We start from the raw sequence: 16,843 nt of genomic DNA on the forward strand, positions 1-16,843 counted from the left end.
TTATACGGTCGCGACCAGCAACTCTTCCGCGCTGTTCGGCGGCCGCAGGCCGTCCGCACGCCCGGCGAAATAGCGCCGAGTCAGATCGGCGGCCGATACGTGCCCGGCCGTCGAGAAACCCGCTTCGAGTGCGAGCGCGCGGATCTCGGCCGGCATGAAGAAACTGATGAACGGCGTGCCGCTCGCGCGCGCGCCCTTGTCTGCCATTTCGAGACCGGGTCGCACGTCGGGATCGGCGTGCTGCAGCGGCATCAGGAACGTCATCGCGAACGTGGTGCCGCGCGCGAGCGTCGCGACTTCCCGCAGCGTCGCCGCATTTGCTTCGCGCGTCAGATACATGCTGACGCCGGTCGACACGACGACGGCCGGCTTGCCCGGATCGAAGCCCGCATCGACGAGCGCGTCGCGCCACGAGCGGCCTGCCTCGAAATCGACGGGCACGAAGCGCAGCCAATCCGGCACGCCGAAGCCGAGTTCGTTCAGCCGGCGGCGCTTCCATGCCTGCGGGCCCGGCCGGTCGACTTCATAGACGGTCACGCGCGCCGCCATGTCGGGGCGGCGCTGCACGAAGCTGTCGAGCCCCGCGCCGAGAATCACGTACTGACTCGCGCCATGCGCGGCCTGCTCGACGACGAGATCCTCGATGAAACGCGCACGCGCGACGATCGATGCGCGAAACGGCCGCGTGAATTGCGGATCCATGTCGCCGCGCTGCTGCCAGTCCGGCCCCGGCGCGAGCAGCTGCAGCCCCACTTCGTCGGCGAGCACGTGCGGCGGCGCATCGCATTCGACATGCAGCGCGCGCCAGAGCGCGACGCGCGCGGCGGTGCTGTCGGGGCCCTGGTCGACGGTGTCGTTCATCGCCGCGCCCTCACGCGTTCGACTGGCCGGGCCGCCCCGGCGCCTGCAGTCGCCATACGCGACCGTCCGGATCGCGCACCGTCATCTCGCGCGTGCCCCAGTGCGTGTCCTCGAACGGCGTGACGACGTCGACGATCGGCTGCGGCCGCACTGCCGCCTCGTCGGGCACCTTCAGCACGACCTGCATGTCCGTCTTTTCGCCGGGCGGCACTTCGGCGATGAACAGATACGGGCCGTCGCCGTTGCGAAGCTGGCCCGACTGGTGATCGGTTTCGAATTCCAGCGTAAAGCCCAGCGCCTGGAAGAACTTCGCCGATTTGCCCCAGTTGTGCGTGGTCAGGAAAACGGCTTCGATTCGCTCGGACGACATGTCATTCCTCCGTGGTGGACGCGTCCGCCGGCGGCGGCGCGGCGAGATACGCGCGCAATGCGTCGGCTACCAGCGCCGACAGCGACTGTTCCGTTTCGATTGCGCGATGCTTGACCTGCCGGATCAGACTCAGCGGCAGATACACGTTGAACTGCTTCACTTCTTCGTCGGTCATGGTGCTAGTATGCTAGCAAACTAGGAAAAGTCAAATGCCCGTGGCGGGTATCCGCGCGGCATGCAGCTCGCGCGAAACGCGGCGCGCACCGTCGCCTCGCGCCGCGTGCAGGACGGCGCCGTCGTTCATGCGTCACGCACGCGGGCCGCCGCGCGCACGAACAGCGCGTCAAGATCGAAGCCGGTGGTATCGATGCCGATCGTGTCGCGCAGGCACGCGGCCCACGCGGCCCGATCGTCGAACGTGACGGTCTGCGCTGCGCCCGTCGCGTCGCGTACGCTCAGCACCGTGTTGAACAGCGTCGCCTGCCCCTCGGGCAGCACGCGGCAGGCGATCAGGTCGTTCACGAACAGCGACTCGGGGTAGGTCGACGTGAACCAGTTCGCGGCATCGTAATCGACCCACTCGGCCGGCTTCAGCGCGAAGCGATACATCGTCTGCCAGCCGTCGCGCGTCTCGCACTGCATGTCGAATTCGTCCTCGCCGTGCGCGTCGATCCGGAACGCGCCGTGCGGCGTCGTTTGCCGCTCGCCGGGCGCGAACCGCATCGGCGCGGTCAGCGTCGCGGTGCCGAAGCCGACGTCCGCGAACCACACCGTGCCGTCAAGATCGACGCGCAGCAGCATATGCGTCTTCGCCGTCGCGACCTCGGGCGGCCGCATCCAGCGCACGCGCGCGATCAGCGGCGTCACGCGAAAGCCGATCGTCGTGAGCGCCGTGTAGAACAGCTTGTTGAGTTCGAAGCAGTAGCCGCCGCGACCGCGCTCGACGAGCTTGTCGACGACGGCCGGCAGGTCGAGCGCGACGCGCGTGCCGGTCAGCGGATCGAGGTTCTCGAACGGAATCGCACGCGGATGCCGCAGATGCAGCGTACGCAGCACGTCGAGCGTCGGCTCGGCGGGGCCGTCGTAGCCGATACGCGCAAAGTAGCGCGCGAGGTCGAACGAATCGGTCATGGGACTGCACCAAGGAGGGGAATGCGCCACGATAGCATCGTGCGAAATCCCCGTGGTGCGCGAAACGACCGTTCGGCGACGCACGCCGCGATCGGGCGGCGGGCCGCGCCTCGCGCTACGGCAGCAGCTTCAGCGCCGAGGACGCGACCGACGGCACCGAAATGCCCTGGCTCGTCGCGAACTGCACGGCCTGGCTCAGCGTCGTCGCGAGCGACTGCAGCTGACCGGGCGCGCTCTGCGCGATATACGACGCGGCCTGCAGGTTCTGCGGATTGAGCCCGGCCTGCAGCAGCGACGCCGGATTCGTCGAGCCGAGGCCGCCGAGCGCCGGCTGCAGCTGCGAGTACTGCGTGAGCCCTTGCCCGAGCGAGGCGAGGCCGTTGCTGAACGCCTGCTTGTCGACCGCGCCCTGCGTCGCGCCGCCGCTCGCGAATGCCTGATCGAGCGCCTGCGACACCGACTGCTGCGCGCCGCCCATCTGCGACAGCGCGGCCGGCGTCAGCGCATCGCCGTTGCCGAGCACGGCCGCCGCTTGCTGCGCCTGGCCCGCCGCACCGCTGAGCCCCATCGCCGACGCGAGCGACGACTGGCCGGCGAGCACCTGCCGGTTCGCGCCGACGTAAGCCTGCAGCAGCTGCGCGACGCCGCCCTGCGCGGGCGCCGCCTGCTGCCCGCCGCCGAGCAGCGACGAACCGATCGACTGCAGATCGAGCTGCGCATGGGCGGCGCCGCTCAGCAGCATGCCGAAAGCGATGCCGGCGAAGGCGAGATGTCTGCGCGCCGCGCGGATGTGTTTCATACGTTGTCCTCGTGCCCGAATGGTGGAGCCCGATATTGTCGAAGCGCGTCGCACGCGATCGCAACGACTGAAACACATCGAAACGAATCGGACGGCACGCGCGCGTGCATTGATCGGAATCGACCGCGCGAAATCAAGCCTTGCGTCGCGATTCGTTCCTTTTCCGCATCAATGCGCATGCTTGCGCGTCGCCGCGATTGACGCCGCCCCCGCCGTTTCTTACGATTCGCCCCGCTTCGCGCTGCTGTGTCCGCACCGCGCGCGGTTCGTCCACCGTCCGTCCCGCAAGGAAAATCATGCCGCCCGTTTCGCTGCCCGGAACCTCGCCCGCCGCCCTGTCCGTTCGCGTTCCGCGTCGCCTGTGCATCGCGGCGCTGGCCTGCACGGCGCAGCTGCTCGCGGGCGCCGCCGCCGCACAGCAGGCACCGGCCGCCGCGGCCGCGCCGACCTCGCCCGTGCCGGGCGCCGAGGCAGACAGCCTCTGGACGCGCGACACGCTGCTCGGCGACATCGGCGGCCTTCGTCCATGGCTCGGCAAGTACGGCGTCACGCTCGCGGCGACCGAAACGAGCGAGCTGCTCGCGAACCTGCACGGCGGGCTGGAGCGCGGCGTCGGCTATCACGGCGTCACGACGGTGACGCTCGGGCTCGACACCGAGAAGGCATTCGGCTGGAAAGGCGGCAGCTTCAACGCGAGCGCATTGCAGATCCACGGCCGACAGTTCAGCCCGAGCCATCTCGGCACGTTGAACACCGCGAGCGGCACCGAAGCCGACGCCGCCACGCGCCTGTGGGAACTCTGGTATCAGCAGTCGCTGCTCGACGATCGCGTCGACGTGAAGATCGGCCAGCAGGCCGTCGATCAGGAATTCCTGACGAGCACGTACTCGGCGACGTTCATGAACACGATGTTCGGCTGGCCCGCGCTGCCGTCATACGATTTGCCGAGCGGTGGCCCTGCGTACCCGCTGTCGGCGCTCGGCGTGCGCGTGCGCGCAAAGCTGACGCCGTCGCTGACCGCGCTGGCCGGCGTGTTCGACGGCGATCCGCTCGGCAACCATCCGGACAATCACAGCGGCACCAATTTCAACCTGCACAACGGCGCGCTGTTCATCGGCGAACTGCAGTACGCGATCAATCAGGACGGTGCGGCCGGCGGCGCGGCGAAGTCGGGCGCGCTGCCCGGCACGTACAAGCTCGGCGTCTGGTATCACAGCGGCAGCTTCGCGGATCAGCGCGACGACACGGCCGGCCGTTCGCTCGCCGGCGCCGATTCGACCGGCATCGGCCGGCCGCATCGCGGCGACTACAGCGTCTATGCGGTCGCCGATCAGATGGTATGGCGCGCCGGCCCCGACAGTCCGCGCAGCGTGGGCGTGTTCGCACGCGTGATGGCGGCGCCCGGCGACCGTAACGTCGTCAGCGCCGCCGCGAACCTCGGCGTCGTGCTGAAAGCGCCGTTCGCCGGCCGCGACAACGATTCCGCCGGCCTCGCGCTCACCTACGTGAAAGTCGGCCGCCATGCACGCGCGCTCGACGAGGATGCGCGCGCATTCGGCGGTGCGCCGTACGGCGTGCGCGGCAGCGAAACCGCGCTCGAAGCGACCTACAACTACCAGGTCGCGCCGTGGTGGCAGATTCAGGCCGATGCGCAATACACGTTCAATGCGGGCGCAGGCCAGAATCCGGACGATCCGCGCGCGCCGCTGCACAACACGTTCGTGCTCGGCGTGCGCACGACCATCACGTTCTGACGGCGGCCCGCGCGCACGCGCGGCGTGCGGCCTGCGCGCGGCCGACCGCGAACCGCCTCATCGCGTCACGCGGCCATCCACGCCGGCAGCCGGCGACCGACCCAGTCGGCCGCGCGCTCGTAGCCGCGCGCAAGCTGCAACACGGCGAGATCGGCGCGCGGACGCCCGATCAGCTGCATCCCCATCGGCAGCCCTGCCTCGTTGAAGCCGACCGGCACGCTGATCACCGGGCAGCCGGCCAGCGTCCACGGGACGACCGTTTCCATCCAGCGATGATAGGTGTCCATCGCGCGCCCCGCGATTTCGTTCGGCCAGCGCTGCTCGACGTCGAACGGAAATACCTGCGCAGTCGGCGCCGCGATGAAGTCGTAGCGATCGAAAAAACGCAGCACGGCCTGATGCCACGCGGTGCGCTCGACGCTCGCGTCGAACACCGCGGCGCCCTGCATCGCGAGCAGCCCTTCGACCTCGTAGATCGCTTCCGGCTTCAGCAGCGCACGGCGCGCCGGGTCGCGATAGTGCGCGAGCAGCCCGCCGCCCGACAGCAGATGCCGATGCGCGAGCCACAGGCGCCAGATGCGCTCCGGCGCGAATGCGGGCAACGCCGCATCGACGTCGCAACCGATGTCGCGCAGCGTCGCGAGCCCCTGCTCGCACTGCGCGAGCACGCCGGGCTCCGTCGCGAGATAGCCGTTCCAGTCGCCGACCCAGGCGATGCGCGTGCCCTTCACGTCCGCCTCGAGCGGCTGCGCGAACACGGCCGGATCGTCGGCGAGCGACAACGGATCGTTCGGATCGTAGCCGGCCTGGATCGCGAGCAGTTGCGCGACGTCGCCGACCGTGCGGCCCATCGGGCCTTCGATGCCGAGCTGCTGCATGTAGACGTCGACGCCCGGCCAGCGCGGCACGCGGCCCTGCGACGGGCGGAAGCCGTAGATGTTGCAGAACGCGGCCGGATTGCGCAGCGAGCCGCCGAAGTCGCTGCCGTCGGCCACAGGCAGCATCCGCGATGCGAGCGCGGCGGCCGTGCCGCCGCTGCTGCCGCCCGCGCTCTTCGTCAGGTCGTACGGATTGCGCGTCGCGCCGTATACGTCGTTGAACGTGTGCGAACCGAGGCCGAACTCCGGCGTATTGGTCTTGCCGATGAAGATCGCGCCGGCCGCGCGCATCCGCGCGACGCCGACCGAATCGGCCTGCGGCACGTGATCGCTGAAGATCCGCGAGCCGTAGGTCGTCACGAGCCCCTTCGTCATCGCGAGATCTTTCGGCGCCTGCGGCATCCCGTGCAGCCAGCCGTGATATTCGCCGCGCGCGAGCGCCGCGTCCTTGTCCGCGGCTTCGCCGAGCAGCGCGTCGCGGTCGCGCAGCGCGACGATCGCGTTCACGGCGCCGTTCACGCGCTCGATGTGATCGAGATACGCGCGCATCGTCTCGACGCACGACACGGCCTTGCTGCGGATCGCCGAGGCGAGCTCGCCGGCCGACAGGCGCACGATCGGGTCGACGGTGATGGAAGCGGGAGCGAGAAGCTGCGGGGCGCCGTGCGGCATGCGGGTCTCCTGAAATCGAATGGGAAGCCGGACCGTATCGTGACGGCCGCGCGTCGCGGCGGGCGCGGCGCGCCGGTCGTCGTCGCTCTACTCTACGCGACGCGCGCGGCGCGACCTCCGATATTTTCCACGGACATTCATCGAGAATCCGACTGAATCGGCGCAGCAATCGAGCCGGTCGCTATGCCGCGCAGCCGATCGGTGAAATCGTTTATGCGCATAAAGTTAAATTTCTTATATTTCCAATAAGCGCAACACGATCGTCAGCGTTGACGACATTTTTACGCGACCGTGCGGACTTTTTAGACCGCTCGCTGCGATCGCGCATTACGCTGAAAGCCTGTCGATTACGGGATACCGTCGATGCTCAAGCTGCTGGTTCCGGTCGGTCATGCTCCCCGTTCGCTTCAGGCGGTTCGCCATGCGGCCTTCCTCTACCGCGAACGGTGCGCGTCGGAAGTCGTGCTGGTCAACGTCCAGCCGCCGCTCGAGGCCACACGGCTCGAGGCGTTTCATCCGCTGTCGCGGCTGCGGTCGATCGAGGAAAAGTTCGCGAACGACGACCTCGCGAGCGCTCGGCGGATCCTGCAGGAAGCCGGCGTTCGCTACAGCGTCGTGCAGAAAGTCGGGCCGGTGGCCGCGTCGATCGCGGCAGCAGCCGCCGAGACGGGCTGCGATGAAATCGTCGTCGTGGCGCCGAAGCGTGATCCGTTTCACACCGTCATGTCGATGTTCAGACGCAGCGTGATAGACCGCCTCATGCGCATCTCGAACGTGCCGATCACGACGGTGCGATGAGCGTCGCGGTGCGCCGGATTGGGGAGCGCGTAGTTCGCGCCGACGTCTGACGCGCTGCATCGCGAACGAGACTGCCGGCGCACGCGTGCCGATGCCCGCGATGCCGGCGGACCGACTCCGGTCGGCCGTTGGCCGTCGCGCAATGCGCGCCGTCGCGCTTACTTGATTGCCTTGCGCCAAAACACGAGATAGGTCGCCGCGGAAGACGCGAGCAGCAGGATCGCCCACAACGGCGCCATGCTGATCAGGACGGAAGTGACGTTAAGCATTTGGATTCCTCACTGTTCGATAGCGATAGGTTGGACACGTACACGCTCGACCGGAACCGGAGCGCATACGCTTACCGCTTGTCGCCCACTGCGTTCCGTCAGCGCATGAGCTCATGCTATCGCCGCGACCGGCAATACGACCGTCTCGCGCTTCCCGCACTCTGATATTCGTCAAACTGGCGTCGATCTCCGCGCCCTTGCGCGCCGGCTCCGCTACCCGCGAGCCGCCGTAGCGAAAAAACGGCCGGCGCAAGGCACCGGCCGCGCCCTTTCAACAGACGTTTACCGGGGGAAGCCCCAAGTGCTCGGCGTGGTGCGTCCGCGTTACGCTTGGACCATAAGGAGACGAACCATGAGACGAGCCGTACACATCGCATTTTTCGCGCTGCTGGTTTATCTGATCGGCGATCGCGCGATGCTGCACGCGCAAGGCCGCGACGCCGGCCCGGCCGCGTGTGCGGAGCGGGCCGAACAGGTGCGGTACGACGCGCTCGGCCGCGGCTTCGGCAGCGCCGCGGCCGACAGCCAGCGCGAAGCGTTCATGTCGGGCTGTCTCGTCACCGGGCGTGCCGATCAGGACGTCGCGATGGCGGCTCGCTGACGCCGCACGCCGACCGGCGTCGGCCGGCCGGCACGCTCCCACGCCTCCCGCCGACGATGCAAAGCGACGGCGACTGCGCTCGCCGTCGTCGTCGTCTTTTCCCGCCGCACTGCCCGTTCAACTGAATCCGCGACGATCACGCCGTGCGCCTTGTCCGGCGCGCTCTGCTTCCTGAAAAAGCCGCCGGTACCATTGCCCGCCGTGCGCGCGGGCACAGGAATTGCCCCTCGATTGGCCCCTCCCCACGGGCCGCGATCATGAACGACACCGAGTCCAGCAATCCGCCGGCGGATCGCCCTCACGCCGCAACGTGGCTGCGACGCCTGGGGCCGGGACTCATCACCGGCGCTGCCGACGACGATCCGTCCGGCATCGGCACATACTCGCAGGCCGGCGCGCAATTCGGGTTCGAACTGCTGTGGTCGCTGCTGCTGACCTATCCGCTGATGACGGCCATCCAGCTCGTCAGCGCGCGCATCGGCCGCGTGACCGGCAAGGGCCTCGCGTCCAACATGCGCACGCACTATCCGCGCTGGCTGCTGTATGCGACCGTCGCACTGCTGCTGATCGCGAACGTGATCAACATCGCGGCCGACCTGTCGGCGATGGGCGCCGCCGTCGACCTGCTGCTGCACGGCCCGCAACAGCTGTACGTCGTCTGTCTGGGCGGCGTGTCGGTGCTGCTGCAGATCTTCGTTCCGTACGAACGCTACGCGCGACTGCTCAAATGGATCGCGCTGGTGCTGCTCGCGTACGTGGCGGTGGCGCTGATCGTGCCCGTGCCCTGGAGCGAAGTCGGTCGCGCCCTCGTGCGGCCGCACGTGCAGCCAAGCGCGGCCTACTTCACGACCGTCGTCGCCGTGCTCGGCACCACGATCAGCCCGTACCTGTTCTTCTGGCAGGCATCGCAGGAAGTCGAGGAACTGGAGGCCGCACCGCACGCGCACTCGCTGCGCCGCGCGCCGCATCAGGCACCGGCGCAATTGCGCCGCATCAGCGTGGACACGTGGGTCGGCATGGGCGTATCGAATCTGATCGGGTTCTTCATCACGCTGACGGCGGCCGCCACGCTGAACGCGCATCACATCGACGTCAAGACGTCCGCCGATGCCGCACGCGCGCTCGAACCGCTCGCCGGACACTTCGCCTACGTGCTGTTCGCGCTCGGCATCATCGGCACCGGGCTGCTGGCGCTGCCGGTGCTCGCCGGATCGGCTGCCTATGCGGCGGCCGGCACGTTCCGCTGGCGCAACAGCCTCGCACTCGAGTTCGGCGTCGCACGCGAGTTCTACGCGGTCATCGCGCTGGCGATCGTCGGCGGCATCGCGATCACCTTCATGCATTTCGATCCGATCCGCGCGCTGTACTGGAGCGCCGTGATCAACGGCGTCACGGCCGCGCCGATCATGGTCGTGATGATGCTGATGGCCGGCAGCACGCGCATCATGGGCGAATTTGCGGTGAAAGGCGCGCTGAAATGGGGCGGATGGATCGCGACGTTCGCAATGGCGATCGCCGCGCTCGGCGTGTTCGTGCCGGGCTAGGCCGCGCGCGCTCGGCGCTCGACGGACGACATCAAAACGGAGGGGATCGTGCCCAGGAAGGCCAGAAAAACCGCGCGATCGGCGCTGCCTGCCAGCGACGCGCGCGCGCAGGTTCTCGCGAGCCTGCGCAGCCGCAAGATGGCGCGCTCGATCCACACCTTCACGCGTGGCAGCGCCGAGCGCTTCTATGCGTGGCTCGCGGAGCACCGGTCGGGCGCGGTGCCCGAGGGCCCGGCCGTCTGGATCGGCGGCGACTGCCATCTCGGCAATCTCGGCCCCGTTGCGGACAAAACCGGCGAAGTCGCGGTGCAGATTCGCGATCTCGACCAGAGCGTGATCGGCAACCCGGCGCACGACCTGCTGCGGCTCGGCTTCTCCGTCGCGACCGCGGCGCGTAGCTCCGATCTGCCCGGCATCATCACGTGGCGAATGATCGAAGCGCTGATCGCCGGCTACGAGCAGGCGTTCGATCCTCGCCGACGCAACGACGGCGAGGGCGACGCGCGTCCGGCCGCCGTGAAGATCGCGATGAAGGCGGCGTTGCATCGTTCGTGGCGCAAGCTCGATCGGCAGACGATCCGCGATGCCGCGCCGCGCATTCCGCTCGGCAAGCGCTTCTGGCCGCTGTCCGACGACGAGCGCGCCGCAATTCACGCACTGTTCGAATCGGCCTCGGTGTCCCCGATCGGCGCGGCGCTGAGCCCCACCGCGCGCGGCAACGCGAAGATGAAAGTGCTCGACGCCGCGTATTGGGTCAAGGGCTGCAGTTCGCTCGGGCGGCGGCGCTTCGCGGTCATGCTCGATATCGACGACGGCTGTGCGGACGGCCACCCGCCCTGCCTGATCGACATCAAGGAGGCCGCGGCCGCCAAGGCGCCGATGCATCGCGGCGCGCAAATGCCGCGCGATGCGGCCCAGCGCGTGGTCGAAGGTGCGCGCCATCTGTCGCCGATGCTTGGAAGCCGGATGTGCGCGGCGCGCCTCGACGGGCATTCGGTCGTGATTCGCGAACTGATGCCGCAGGATCTGAAGCTCGAAGCGGAACGGCTGTCGGAGGACGATGCGATCGCGGCCGCGCGTTATCTGGCGCGCGTGATCGGCCGCGCGCATGCGGCACAGATGGACGGCGCGACGCAACGGGCATGGCGCGCGGCGCTGCGCAGCCAGCATGCCAAGACCGTCGACGCGCCTTCATGGCTGTGGCGCAGCATCATCGAATTGATGGCCACGCACGAAGAAGCCTATCTCGAACATTGCCGGCGCTACGTGCTCGGCACGACGCTCGGCTGAGCGGACGACACGCATCGCTCGCGGCCCGCGCGATCAACGGCCGTCGTTCGTGCGAATCACGAGTTCGTCGAAACCGGTGCGCACGTCCGGTTCGCGCGAGAAGCGATGCTCGGGCAACAGCGCGAGCAATATCTCGGCCGTCGTCCGCACGATGCAGCCGTGCGCGACGTGGCCGCCCGATACGTGGCCGTGCGCGTCCGACACCGACATATGCAGATGCGCGCCGTGCGGCGAGACGGAGCCGGCCAGCGTGAGGATTTCCAGATCGCCGCGCAGTTCGGTCGGCGCGTCGACGCCGGCGAAACGCAACTGCGCGGCGTCGAGACTGCCGATGCCCTGCAGCACGAAGGCCGCGTGCGCGCCGAGCCGCCGCAGCGCGTGCTCGATGGACGCGCGCAGATCGTCGCCGGGGGAAAGACGCAGAGGATGGGCTTGCATCGTCGATACCTGCGAAAGGAAGGCGTCGACCAAGCGTACGTTCGACGCTGCGATCGGGCAAGTGCGCCGCCCGAGCACATACGGCAGCGCATGGGCGCGAGCAGCGGAGCGACGTGACACCGATACGGCGACCGCCGTTCGCCGCGCACGCTCGCGAGTGCGCGAACGCAACGAGGCTAGGACCAGGCCCGGACCTTTCGCGTTTCGTGCGGCAAGCCGGCCATCGCGGCCGGCTGCGCTTACGCCTCGAGCGCTTCGAGCACCTTGCCCTTCGTCTCGATCCCGACGAAGTACACGGTAACGGCCGCAATCAGCGGCACCGCGCCGAGCAGATAGAACGCCGGGCTCAGATCGCCGCCAATGATCGCGTGCGGGACGATCATCGGCGCCGCGAACGATGCGATCTTCAGCCACGCGCTGCCGAGCCCGCAGCCCGACGCGCGGATGCTCGTCGGATACTGCTCCGGCGTATAGACGTACGCGGTAATGAAGCCCGACGCCATCAGACCGAGCGACAGCGAGCAGAACGTCGCGACGACGTAGACCGACGATGCGTGATAGATGCCCGCGAGCGCCAGCGACAGTGCGCACAGCACGAACGACCACACGATCACCGGCTTTCGGCCGAGCTTGTCGACGAGCAGCGCCGACGCGAGCGAACCGAGCACGCCCATCACCGAGCCGATCACCGCGAGATTCAGCGCGAGCTGCAGCGGTGCGTGATAGAAGTTCTTGTAGATGGTCGGCAGCCACGTCGACAGCCCGTACTGGATGAACCCGCAGGTTGCCCACAGCGTCGCGATCGCGAGCGTGCGCTTGCGGTACGCGCGGCTGAACAGGTCGAGCATCCGGCGCTTCGGATGCTGGCGCACCATTTCGTCGAACGCGGCCGTCTGCGTGACGGGCGGCAGCTCGCCGCGCACCGACGTCTCGAACGCGCTCACGGCGCGGCCGGCTTCGGCCAGCCGCCCGCGCGACGCGAGCCAGCGAGGCGACTCGGGCACGACGTGCGTGAGCACGAGCGCCAGCAGCAGCGGCAACCCGCCGACGAAGTACATGATCTCCCAGCCGAAGCGCGGCACGAGCCACGCGCCGAGCGCCATCGACACGAGCAGACCGATCGGGAACACGATCTCGTACAGCAGCACGAAACGGCCGCGGCCATGTGCGCGCGTGATCTCGTTGATGTAGGTCGCGGCGACCGGCAATTCACCGCCGAGCCCGAGCCCCTGCAGGATCCGCAGCAGCACGAATACTTCGAACGTCGGCGCGAAGCCGCAGGCGATGCTCGTGATGCCGATCACGGCCGAGCTCCACGCGATCGCCTTCACGCGGCCGTGCTTTTCCGCGAGTGCGGGAAACAGGAAGGCGCCGATCAGCTGACCGATCGCGCCCGATGCGATCAGCATGCCGATCTGCGTCGGCGACAAGCCCCACTTGTGAATCAGCAGCGGCAGCGTCGCCGCGATCGTGATCACGTCGAAGCCGTCGAAGAACGTCGCGGTACCGATCAGTATGCGCGCGCGGATTTGCATCGCATTGGCCGGAAGCCGCTCGAGCCGCGCGATGATCGCGCCGGGCGTGGAGGCGGCAGCTTCCATCGCGGCCCGACCGGCCACGACGTTGTCGAAAGTGCTCATGCGGGAACTCTCCTGGATCTCGTGTGGGTCTGGCCGCTCAGGCAAGCGCCTTGGTCGTGTCTGCCAGGGCTTCCCTATCCACTGCCCGGCCCTGGTTCATCCACTTGCGCGCGAGCTTCAGTTCGCGCGCGTTGTTGATGGCGACGACACCTCTCACATGCCCGTCGCCGAGGAAAAACAGCGTTGCGCGGCGCGCGGCGAGATCGCCGCGCACGACGAGCTGCGCATCGGCCGGCAGATCGCCGAGGATCTGCAGGTTCACGTCGTACTGATCGGACCAGAACCAGGGAATCTCGGCGTACGGTGCGCGCACGCCGAGCACCGCCTTCGCGGCCGCGATCGCCTGGTTCTGCGCATTGGCCCACGATTCGAGCCGCACGCGCCGCTTCAGCCAGCCGTTGTGATGATTCGCGACGTCGCCGCACGCGAAGATCGCCGGGTCGCTCGTCGCGCCGAACTCGTCGACGACGATGCCGTCGTCGACGGCCAGCCCCGCGTCGCTCGCCAGCGATGCGTTCAGCGCGAGACCGATGCCGGCCACCGCGAAATCGGCGTCGATCGTCGTGCCGTCGGTGAGCGTCGCGCGCACTTTCGACGCGTCGTCCGGTTGCGCGTCGAGCGATGCGAGCGCAGCACCGAGCCGCACGTCGACGCCGTTCGCGCGATGCAGGTCGCAGAGAAAATCCGACACGATCGGCGGCACCGAGCGGCCGCACAGCCGCGGCGCGCCTTCGACGACGACCGCGTCGACGCCGAGCTTGCGCGCGGTCGCCGCGACTTCGAGGCCGATCCAGCCGCCGCCGATCACGAGCACGCGCCGGCTCGCGCGCAGCTTCTCGCCGAGCGCGGCCGCCTCGTCGAGTGTGCGCAGGTAGTGCAGGTTCGACGTATGGACGACCGCGTCGGGCAGCCGTCGCGACGTGCCGCCGGTCGCGATCACGAGGCGGTCGTATTCGGTCTCGCGACCGCTCGCGGTCTTCACCACGCGCCGCGCGCGGTCGATCGATTCCGCGCGTTCTGGCTGCCAGGCCTCGACGTTCAGTGCGTCGAACTCGTCCGGGCGCACGACGCGCACGGTCTCGATGTCCGCGTCGCCGGCCAGCACGGCCTTCGATAACGGCGGGCGCTCGTACGGCAGATGCGGCTCGTCGGCGATCATCACGAGACGGCCCGCATACCCTTCCGCGCGCAGCGTCTTCAGTACCCAGCCGGCCGCCTGCCCGCCGCCGATCACGACGATCGTGCGCGGCGCATCGGTGTTCGCGTCGGTCATGATTTGCGCTCCGTCATGAACTTGCCTTCCGGCGCCTTGGCGTCCTTCTGCCGGCGCGTGTTGCCGTCGAGGCCGCCGTCGACCGCCCACTCGGCGAACACGGTCGGGCCCGGCTCGAATTCGCGCGGCTGCCAGTCGGGCGTCAGCACGTCTTCGTCCGCGTAGTACTCGATCAGGCCGCCGGCCGGATTCTGGAAATACCAGAAGTACGCCGACGACACCGGATGACGGCCGGGCCCGAGCTGCGTCTGCCACCCGCAGCGGTCGATGTGCATGCCGCCGCCGAACACTTCGTGGATGTCGCGCACGGTGAACGCGACGTGGTTCAGGCCGCGCTTGCCGTTCGGCAGCGCGAGCAGGAACAGGTCGTGATGGCCGCCGTGCGGCGCGCAGCGCATGAACGCACCGCGGCCCGGATAGCGGTCCGAGGTCTCGAAGCCGAGCAGGTCGTGATAGAAGCGCTCCTGCTCGTCGAGGCAGTTCGTGAAGAACACGACATGCCCGACCTCGACCGGCTCCGCGCGCGCATAGACGGGGCTCGGCTGGTCGACGCGCAGCGCCTTGCCCCATACGTTCGACGGCGAACCGGTGATGTCGAGCGCACGCTTGCGCGTGACCTCGATGCGGATCGCCATCCCGTTCGGATCGATGCAGCCGATTGCATCGTCGTGCGCGTAGTAGCCGGGCTGGCCGGCGAGCTTGCCGCGCAGCGCGTCGAGTTCCGGCTGCGTCGCGACGCCCCACGTGACCTCGCGCAGCGTCGGGCCGCTCTCGAACGCGGGCGGCAGCGCCGGATCGTCGGCCTTCACGACGCGCACCGTACAGCCGTTCATCGTCTCGAAGCGCGCGTGCGTCGCGTCATGCGCGACTTCCTTCAGTCCCCAGTCCGCGAAAAAGCGGCGGCACGTCGCGAGGTCGTCGACGCCGTACGTGATCTGCTCGATACCCAAGATGGTCATTGCGTAATTCCCCTTCGCTCAGTTCGCCCACGGCAGCGGCGCGTCGTTCAAGCCCCAGTACAGGCTCTTCTGCTGCATGTATTCGCGGATCCCGAGGCGGCCCTTCTCGCGGCCCATCCCGCTCTCCTTCCAGCCGGAGAACGGCGTCGAGATCGAGAACAGCTTGTACGTATTGATCCACACGGTGCCCGTCTCGAGCGCGCGCGCGACGCGCCACGCACGCTTGTAGTCGCGCGTCCAGATGCCGGCCGCGAGGCCGAACACGCTGTCGTTCGCCTGCTCGATCAGCGACGCCTCGTCGTCGAACGGCATCGCCACGAGGACGGGCCCGAAGATTTCCTCCTGGCAGATGCGCGCGCGATTCGACAGGCCTTCGAGGATCGTCGGCTGATAGAAGAAACCGTTCTCGCGCCCGTCGCCGGTCGGCCGTTCGCCGCCGCAGAGCAGCCGCCCGCCCTCGTCGAGCCCGAGCGCGACGTAGCGTTCGACCGACTCGCGATGCTTCGCGGTGATCAGCGGCCCCATCTGCGTGTCGGGCCGCGCCGGATCGCCGACGCGCAGCTTGCGCGCGCCGTCGACGAGCCGCTTCATGAACGCGTCGTACACCGAGCGCTGTACGAAGAGCCGCGAGCCCGCGATGCACGCTTCGCCCGACGAGCTGAAGATGCCGTACAGGACGCCGTTGACCGCATGATCGAGATCGGCGTCGTCGAACACGATCGTCGGCGACTTGCCGCCGAGCTCGAGCGACACCGGCATCAGCTTCTCCGCCGCAATGCGGGCGATCCCGCGACCGACCTCGGTGCCGCCCGTAAACGACACCTTCTTCACGAGCGGATGACGCACGAGCACGTCGCCGATCACCGAGCCCTTGCCCGGCAGCACGCTGAGTACGCCCTTCGGCACGCCGGCTTCCTCGCAGATCCGCGCGAGCGCGAGCGAGGCGAGCGGCGTGACTTCGGCCGGCTTCAGCACGACGGCGTTGCCGCCCGCGAGCGCCGGCGCGAGCTTCTGCGCGTCGGACGCGATCGGCGAATTCCACGGCGTGATCGCGGCGATCACACCGATCGGCTCGTAGACGCTCATCGTCAGATAGTCGCCGCGCGACGGCGTCAGCTCTTCGTCCAGCGTTTCGAGGCACGCCGCGTAGTAGCGGAACGTATTCGCGGCGCTCGCGACCAGCACGCGCGTCTCGCCGATCGGCTTGCCGTTGTCGCGGCGCTGCAGATGCGCGAGCGCTTCATGACGCTGCATGATCAGATCGGCGATCCGGTACAGCACGAGCGCGCGCTGATGCGGCTTGAGGCCGGCCCAGTCGGCACGGCGCCACGCGGCGTCGGCCGCGACGATCGCGTCGGCCGCGTCTTCGGCACTGGCGGTCGACACTTCCAGGTTCAGCGACTGATCGGCCGGATAGACGCTCGCATACGGCGCGCCGCGGCCGCGCCGCCATTCGCCGCCGATCAGGATGTCGCCGTTGGGTACGAGGCTCGTATCGAATGGAGTCATTTCACAAATCCCAGGTCTTTCGGTGCGCGCGGCGGCGCGAACGGGTCGGTCGGCCGC

At 68.5% G+C, this 16,843-nt stretch carries 16 protein-coding genes; 5 read left to right on the top strand and 11 right to left on the bottom strand.

What is annotated here, in order from left to right; genetic code table 11:
• The 5 genes from NP80_RS09380 to NP80_RS09400 all read right to left on the bottom strand — a co-directional run bounded on the left by NP80_RS09380 (position 1) and on the right by NP80_RS09400 (position 3,161).
• On the bottom strand, positions 1-861 hold the full coding sequence (locus NP80_RS09380; protein ID WP_006411949.1) for a class I SAM-dependent methyltransferase: 861 nt from the start codon (positions 859-861) through the stop codon (positions 1-3).
• A gap of 10 nt (positions 862-871) precedes the next feature.
• The gene (locus tag NP80_RS09385) at positions 872-1,231 is read right to left on the bottom strand and encodes a VOC family protein (protein WP_006403232.1); all 360 of its coding nucleotides are present in this window, start codon (positions 1,229-1,231) and stop codon (positions 872-874) included.
• 1 nt (position 1,232) lies between these two features.
• The gene (locus tag NP80_RS09390; RefSeq protein ID WP_006403231.1) at positions 1,233-1,406 is read right to left on the bottom strand and encodes a ribbon-helix-helix domain-containing protein; all 174 of its coding nucleotides are present in this window, start codon (positions 1,404-1,406) and stop codon (positions 1,233-1,235) included.
• A 125-nt stretch (positions 1,407-1,531) separates the two neighbouring features.
• Complete coding sequence (locus NP80_RS09395) at positions 1,532-2,362, bottom strand: arylamine N-acetyltransferase family protein (RefSeq protein WP_006411945.1); 831 nt, start codon at positions 2,360-2,362, stop codon at positions 1,532-1,534.
• Between the two features lie 115 nt (positions 2,363-2,477).
• On the bottom strand, positions 2,478-3,161 hold the full coding sequence (locus NP80_RS09400) for a hypothetical protein (RefSeq protein WP_006403229.1): 684 nt from the start codon (positions 3,159-3,161) through the stop codon (positions 2,478-2,480).
• A 296-nt stretch (positions 3,162-3,457) separates the two neighbouring features.
• Here NP80_RS09400 and NP80_RS09405 point away from each other — a divergent pair, with 296 nt between their 5' ends.
• The gene (locus NP80_RS09405) at positions 3,458-4,915 is read left to right on the top strand and encodes a carbohydrate porin (RefSeq protein ID WP_006403227.1); all 1,458 of its coding nucleotides are present in this window, start codon (positions 3,458-3,460) and stop codon (positions 4,913-4,915) included.
• Positions 4,916-4,980: 65 nt separating this feature from the next.
• Here NP80_RS09405 and NP80_RS09410 read toward each other — a convergent pair whose 3' ends face one another.
• Positions 4,981-6,465: an amidase gene (locus NP80_RS09410; RefSeq protein ID WP_006403226.1), complete on the bottom strand. Its 1,485-nt coding sequence runs from the start codon at positions 6,463-6,465 to the stop codon at positions 4,981-4,983.
• A 363-nt stretch (positions 6,466-6,828) separates the two neighbouring features.
• Between NP80_RS09410 and NP80_RS09415 the strand changes: the two genes are divergently transcribed.
• From NP80_RS09415 to NP80_RS09430, 4 genes are all read left to right on the top strand, one after another.
• Complete coding sequence (locus NP80_RS09415; RefSeq protein ID WP_006410811.1) at positions 6,829-7,263, top strand: universal stress protein; 435 nt, start codon at positions 6,829-6,831, stop codon at positions 7,261-7,263.
• 621 nt (positions 7,264-7,884) lie between these two features.
• A complete protein-coding gene (locus NP80_RS09420) occupies positions 7,885-8,133 on the top strand; it encodes a hypothetical protein (protein WP_006403221.1) in 249 nt (82 codons plus the stop codon).
• Positions 8,134-8,390: 257 nt separating this feature from the next.
• A complete protein-coding gene (locus NP80_RS09425) occupies positions 8,391-9,677 on the top strand; it encodes an NRAMP family divalent metal transporter (protein ID WP_006403219.1) in 1,287 nt (428 codons plus the stop codon).
• A gap of 48 nt (positions 9,678-9,725) precedes the next feature.
• A complete protein-coding gene (locus tag NP80_RS09430) occupies positions 9,726-10,967 on the top strand; it encodes a DUF2252 family protein (protein ID WP_006410809.1) in 1,242 nt (413 codons plus the stop codon).
• 33 nt (positions 10,968-11,000) lie between these two features.
• Here NP80_RS09430 and NP80_RS09435 read toward each other — a convergent pair whose 3' ends face one another.
• The 5 genes from NP80_RS09435 to NP80_RS09455 form a co-directional block, all read right to left on the bottom strand.
• Complete coding sequence (locus tag NP80_RS09435) at positions 11,001-11,405, bottom strand: PPC domain-containing DNA-binding protein (RefSeq protein WP_035488090.1); 405 nt, start codon at positions 11,403-11,405, stop codon at positions 11,001-11,003.
• A gap of 239 nt (positions 11,406-11,644) precedes the next feature.
• Positions 11,645-13,045: an MFS transporter gene (locus tag NP80_RS09440; RefSeq protein WP_006403216.1), complete on the bottom strand. Its 1,401-nt coding sequence runs from the start codon at positions 13,043-13,045 to the stop codon at positions 11,645-11,647.
• 37 nt (positions 13,046-13,082) lie between these two features.
• Positions 13,083-14,318, bottom strand: coding sequence for an NAD(P)/FAD-dependent oxidoreductase (locus tag NP80_RS09445; RefSeq protein ID WP_006403215.1), 1,236 nt, complete (start codon positions 14,316-14,318; stop codon positions 13,083-13,085).
• Positions 14,315-15,277: a VOC family protein gene (locus NP80_RS09450; protein WP_006403214.1), complete on the bottom strand. Its 963-nt coding sequence runs from the start codon at positions 15,275-15,277 to the stop codon at positions 14,315-14,317. Before NP80_RS09450 ends, NP80_RS09445 begins: the two co-directional genes overlap by 4 nt.
• Positions 15,278-15,295: 18 nt before the next feature.
• Positions 15,296-16,786 carry an aldehyde dehydrogenase gene (locus NP80_RS09455; RefSeq protein ID WP_006403213.1) on the bottom strand — a complete coding sequence of 497 codons (1,491 nt, stop codon included), beginning with the start codon at positions 16,784-16,786 and terminating at the stop codon, positions 15,296-15,298.
• Between the last annotated feature and the right edge of the window lie 57 nt (positions 16,787-16,843).

Source organism: Burkholderia multivorans ATCC BAA-247 (assembly GCF_000959525.1).
GTDB classification, from domain to species: Bacteria; Pseudomonadota; Gammaproteobacteria; order Burkholderiales; family Burkholderiaceae; genus Burkholderia; species Burkholderia multivorans.

Bases quoted from the DNA above. Each gene is read 5' to 3' on its own strand.
- NP80_RS09385 (WP_006403232.1), bottom strand. From the start codon at position 1,231: ATGTCGTCCGAGCGAATCGAAGCCGTTTTCCTGACCACGCACAACTGG.
- NP80_RS09410 (WP_006403226.1), bottom strand. From the start codon at position 6,465: ATGCCGCACGGCGCCCCGCAGCTTCTCGCTCCCGCTTCCATCACCGTC.
- NP80_RS09440 (WP_006403216.1), bottom strand. From the start codon at position 13,045: ATGAGCACTTTCGACAACGTCGTGGCCGGTCGGGCCGCGATGGAAGCT.
- NP80_RS09455 (WP_006403213.1), bottom strand. From the start codon at position 16,786: ATGACTCCATTCGATACGAGCCTCGTACCCAACGGCGACATCCTGATC.
- NP80_RS09420 (WP_006403221.1), top strand. From the start codon at position 7,885: ATGAGACGAGCCGTACACATCGCATTTTTCGCGCTGCTGGTTTATCTG.
- NP80_RS09445 (WP_006403215.1), bottom strand. From the start codon at position 14,318: ATGACCGACGCGAACACCGATGCGCCGCGCACGATCGTCGTGATCGGC.
- NP80_RS09400 (WP_006403229.1), bottom strand. From the start codon at position 3,161: ATGAAACACATCCGCGCGGCGCGCAGACATCTCGCCTTCGCCGGCATC.
- NP80_RS09405 (WP_006403227.1), top strand. From the start codon at position 3,458: ATGCCGCCCGTTTCGCTGCCCGGAACCTCGCCCGCCGCCCTGTCCGTT.
- NP80_RS09415 (WP_006410811.1), top strand. From the start codon at position 6,829: ATGCTCAAGCTGCTGGTTCCGGTCGGTCATGCTCCCCGTTCGCTTCAG.
- NP80_RS09435 (WP_035488090.1), bottom strand. From the start codon at position 11,405: ATGCAAGCCCATCCTCTGCGTCTTTCCCCCGGCGACGATCTGCGCGCG.
- NP80_RS09380 (WP_006411949.1), bottom strand. From the start codon at position 861: ATGAACGACACCGTCGACCAGGGCCCCGACAGCACCGCCGCGCGCGTC.
- NP80_RS09390 (WP_006403231.1), bottom strand. From the start codon at position 1,406: ATGACCGACGAAGAAGTGAAGCAGTTCAACGTGTATCTGCCGCTGAGT.
- NP80_RS09425 (WP_006403219.1), top strand. From the start codon at position 8,391: ATGAACGACACCGAGTCCAGCAATCCGCCGGCGGATCGCCCTCACGCC.
- NP80_RS09450 (WP_006403214.1), bottom strand. From the start codon at position 15,277: ATGACCATCTTGGGTATCGAGCAGATCACGTACGGCGTCGACGACCTC.
- NP80_RS09395 (WP_006411945.1), bottom strand. From the start codon at position 2,362: ATGACCGATTCGTTCGACCTCGCGCGCTACTTTGCGCGTATCGGCTAC.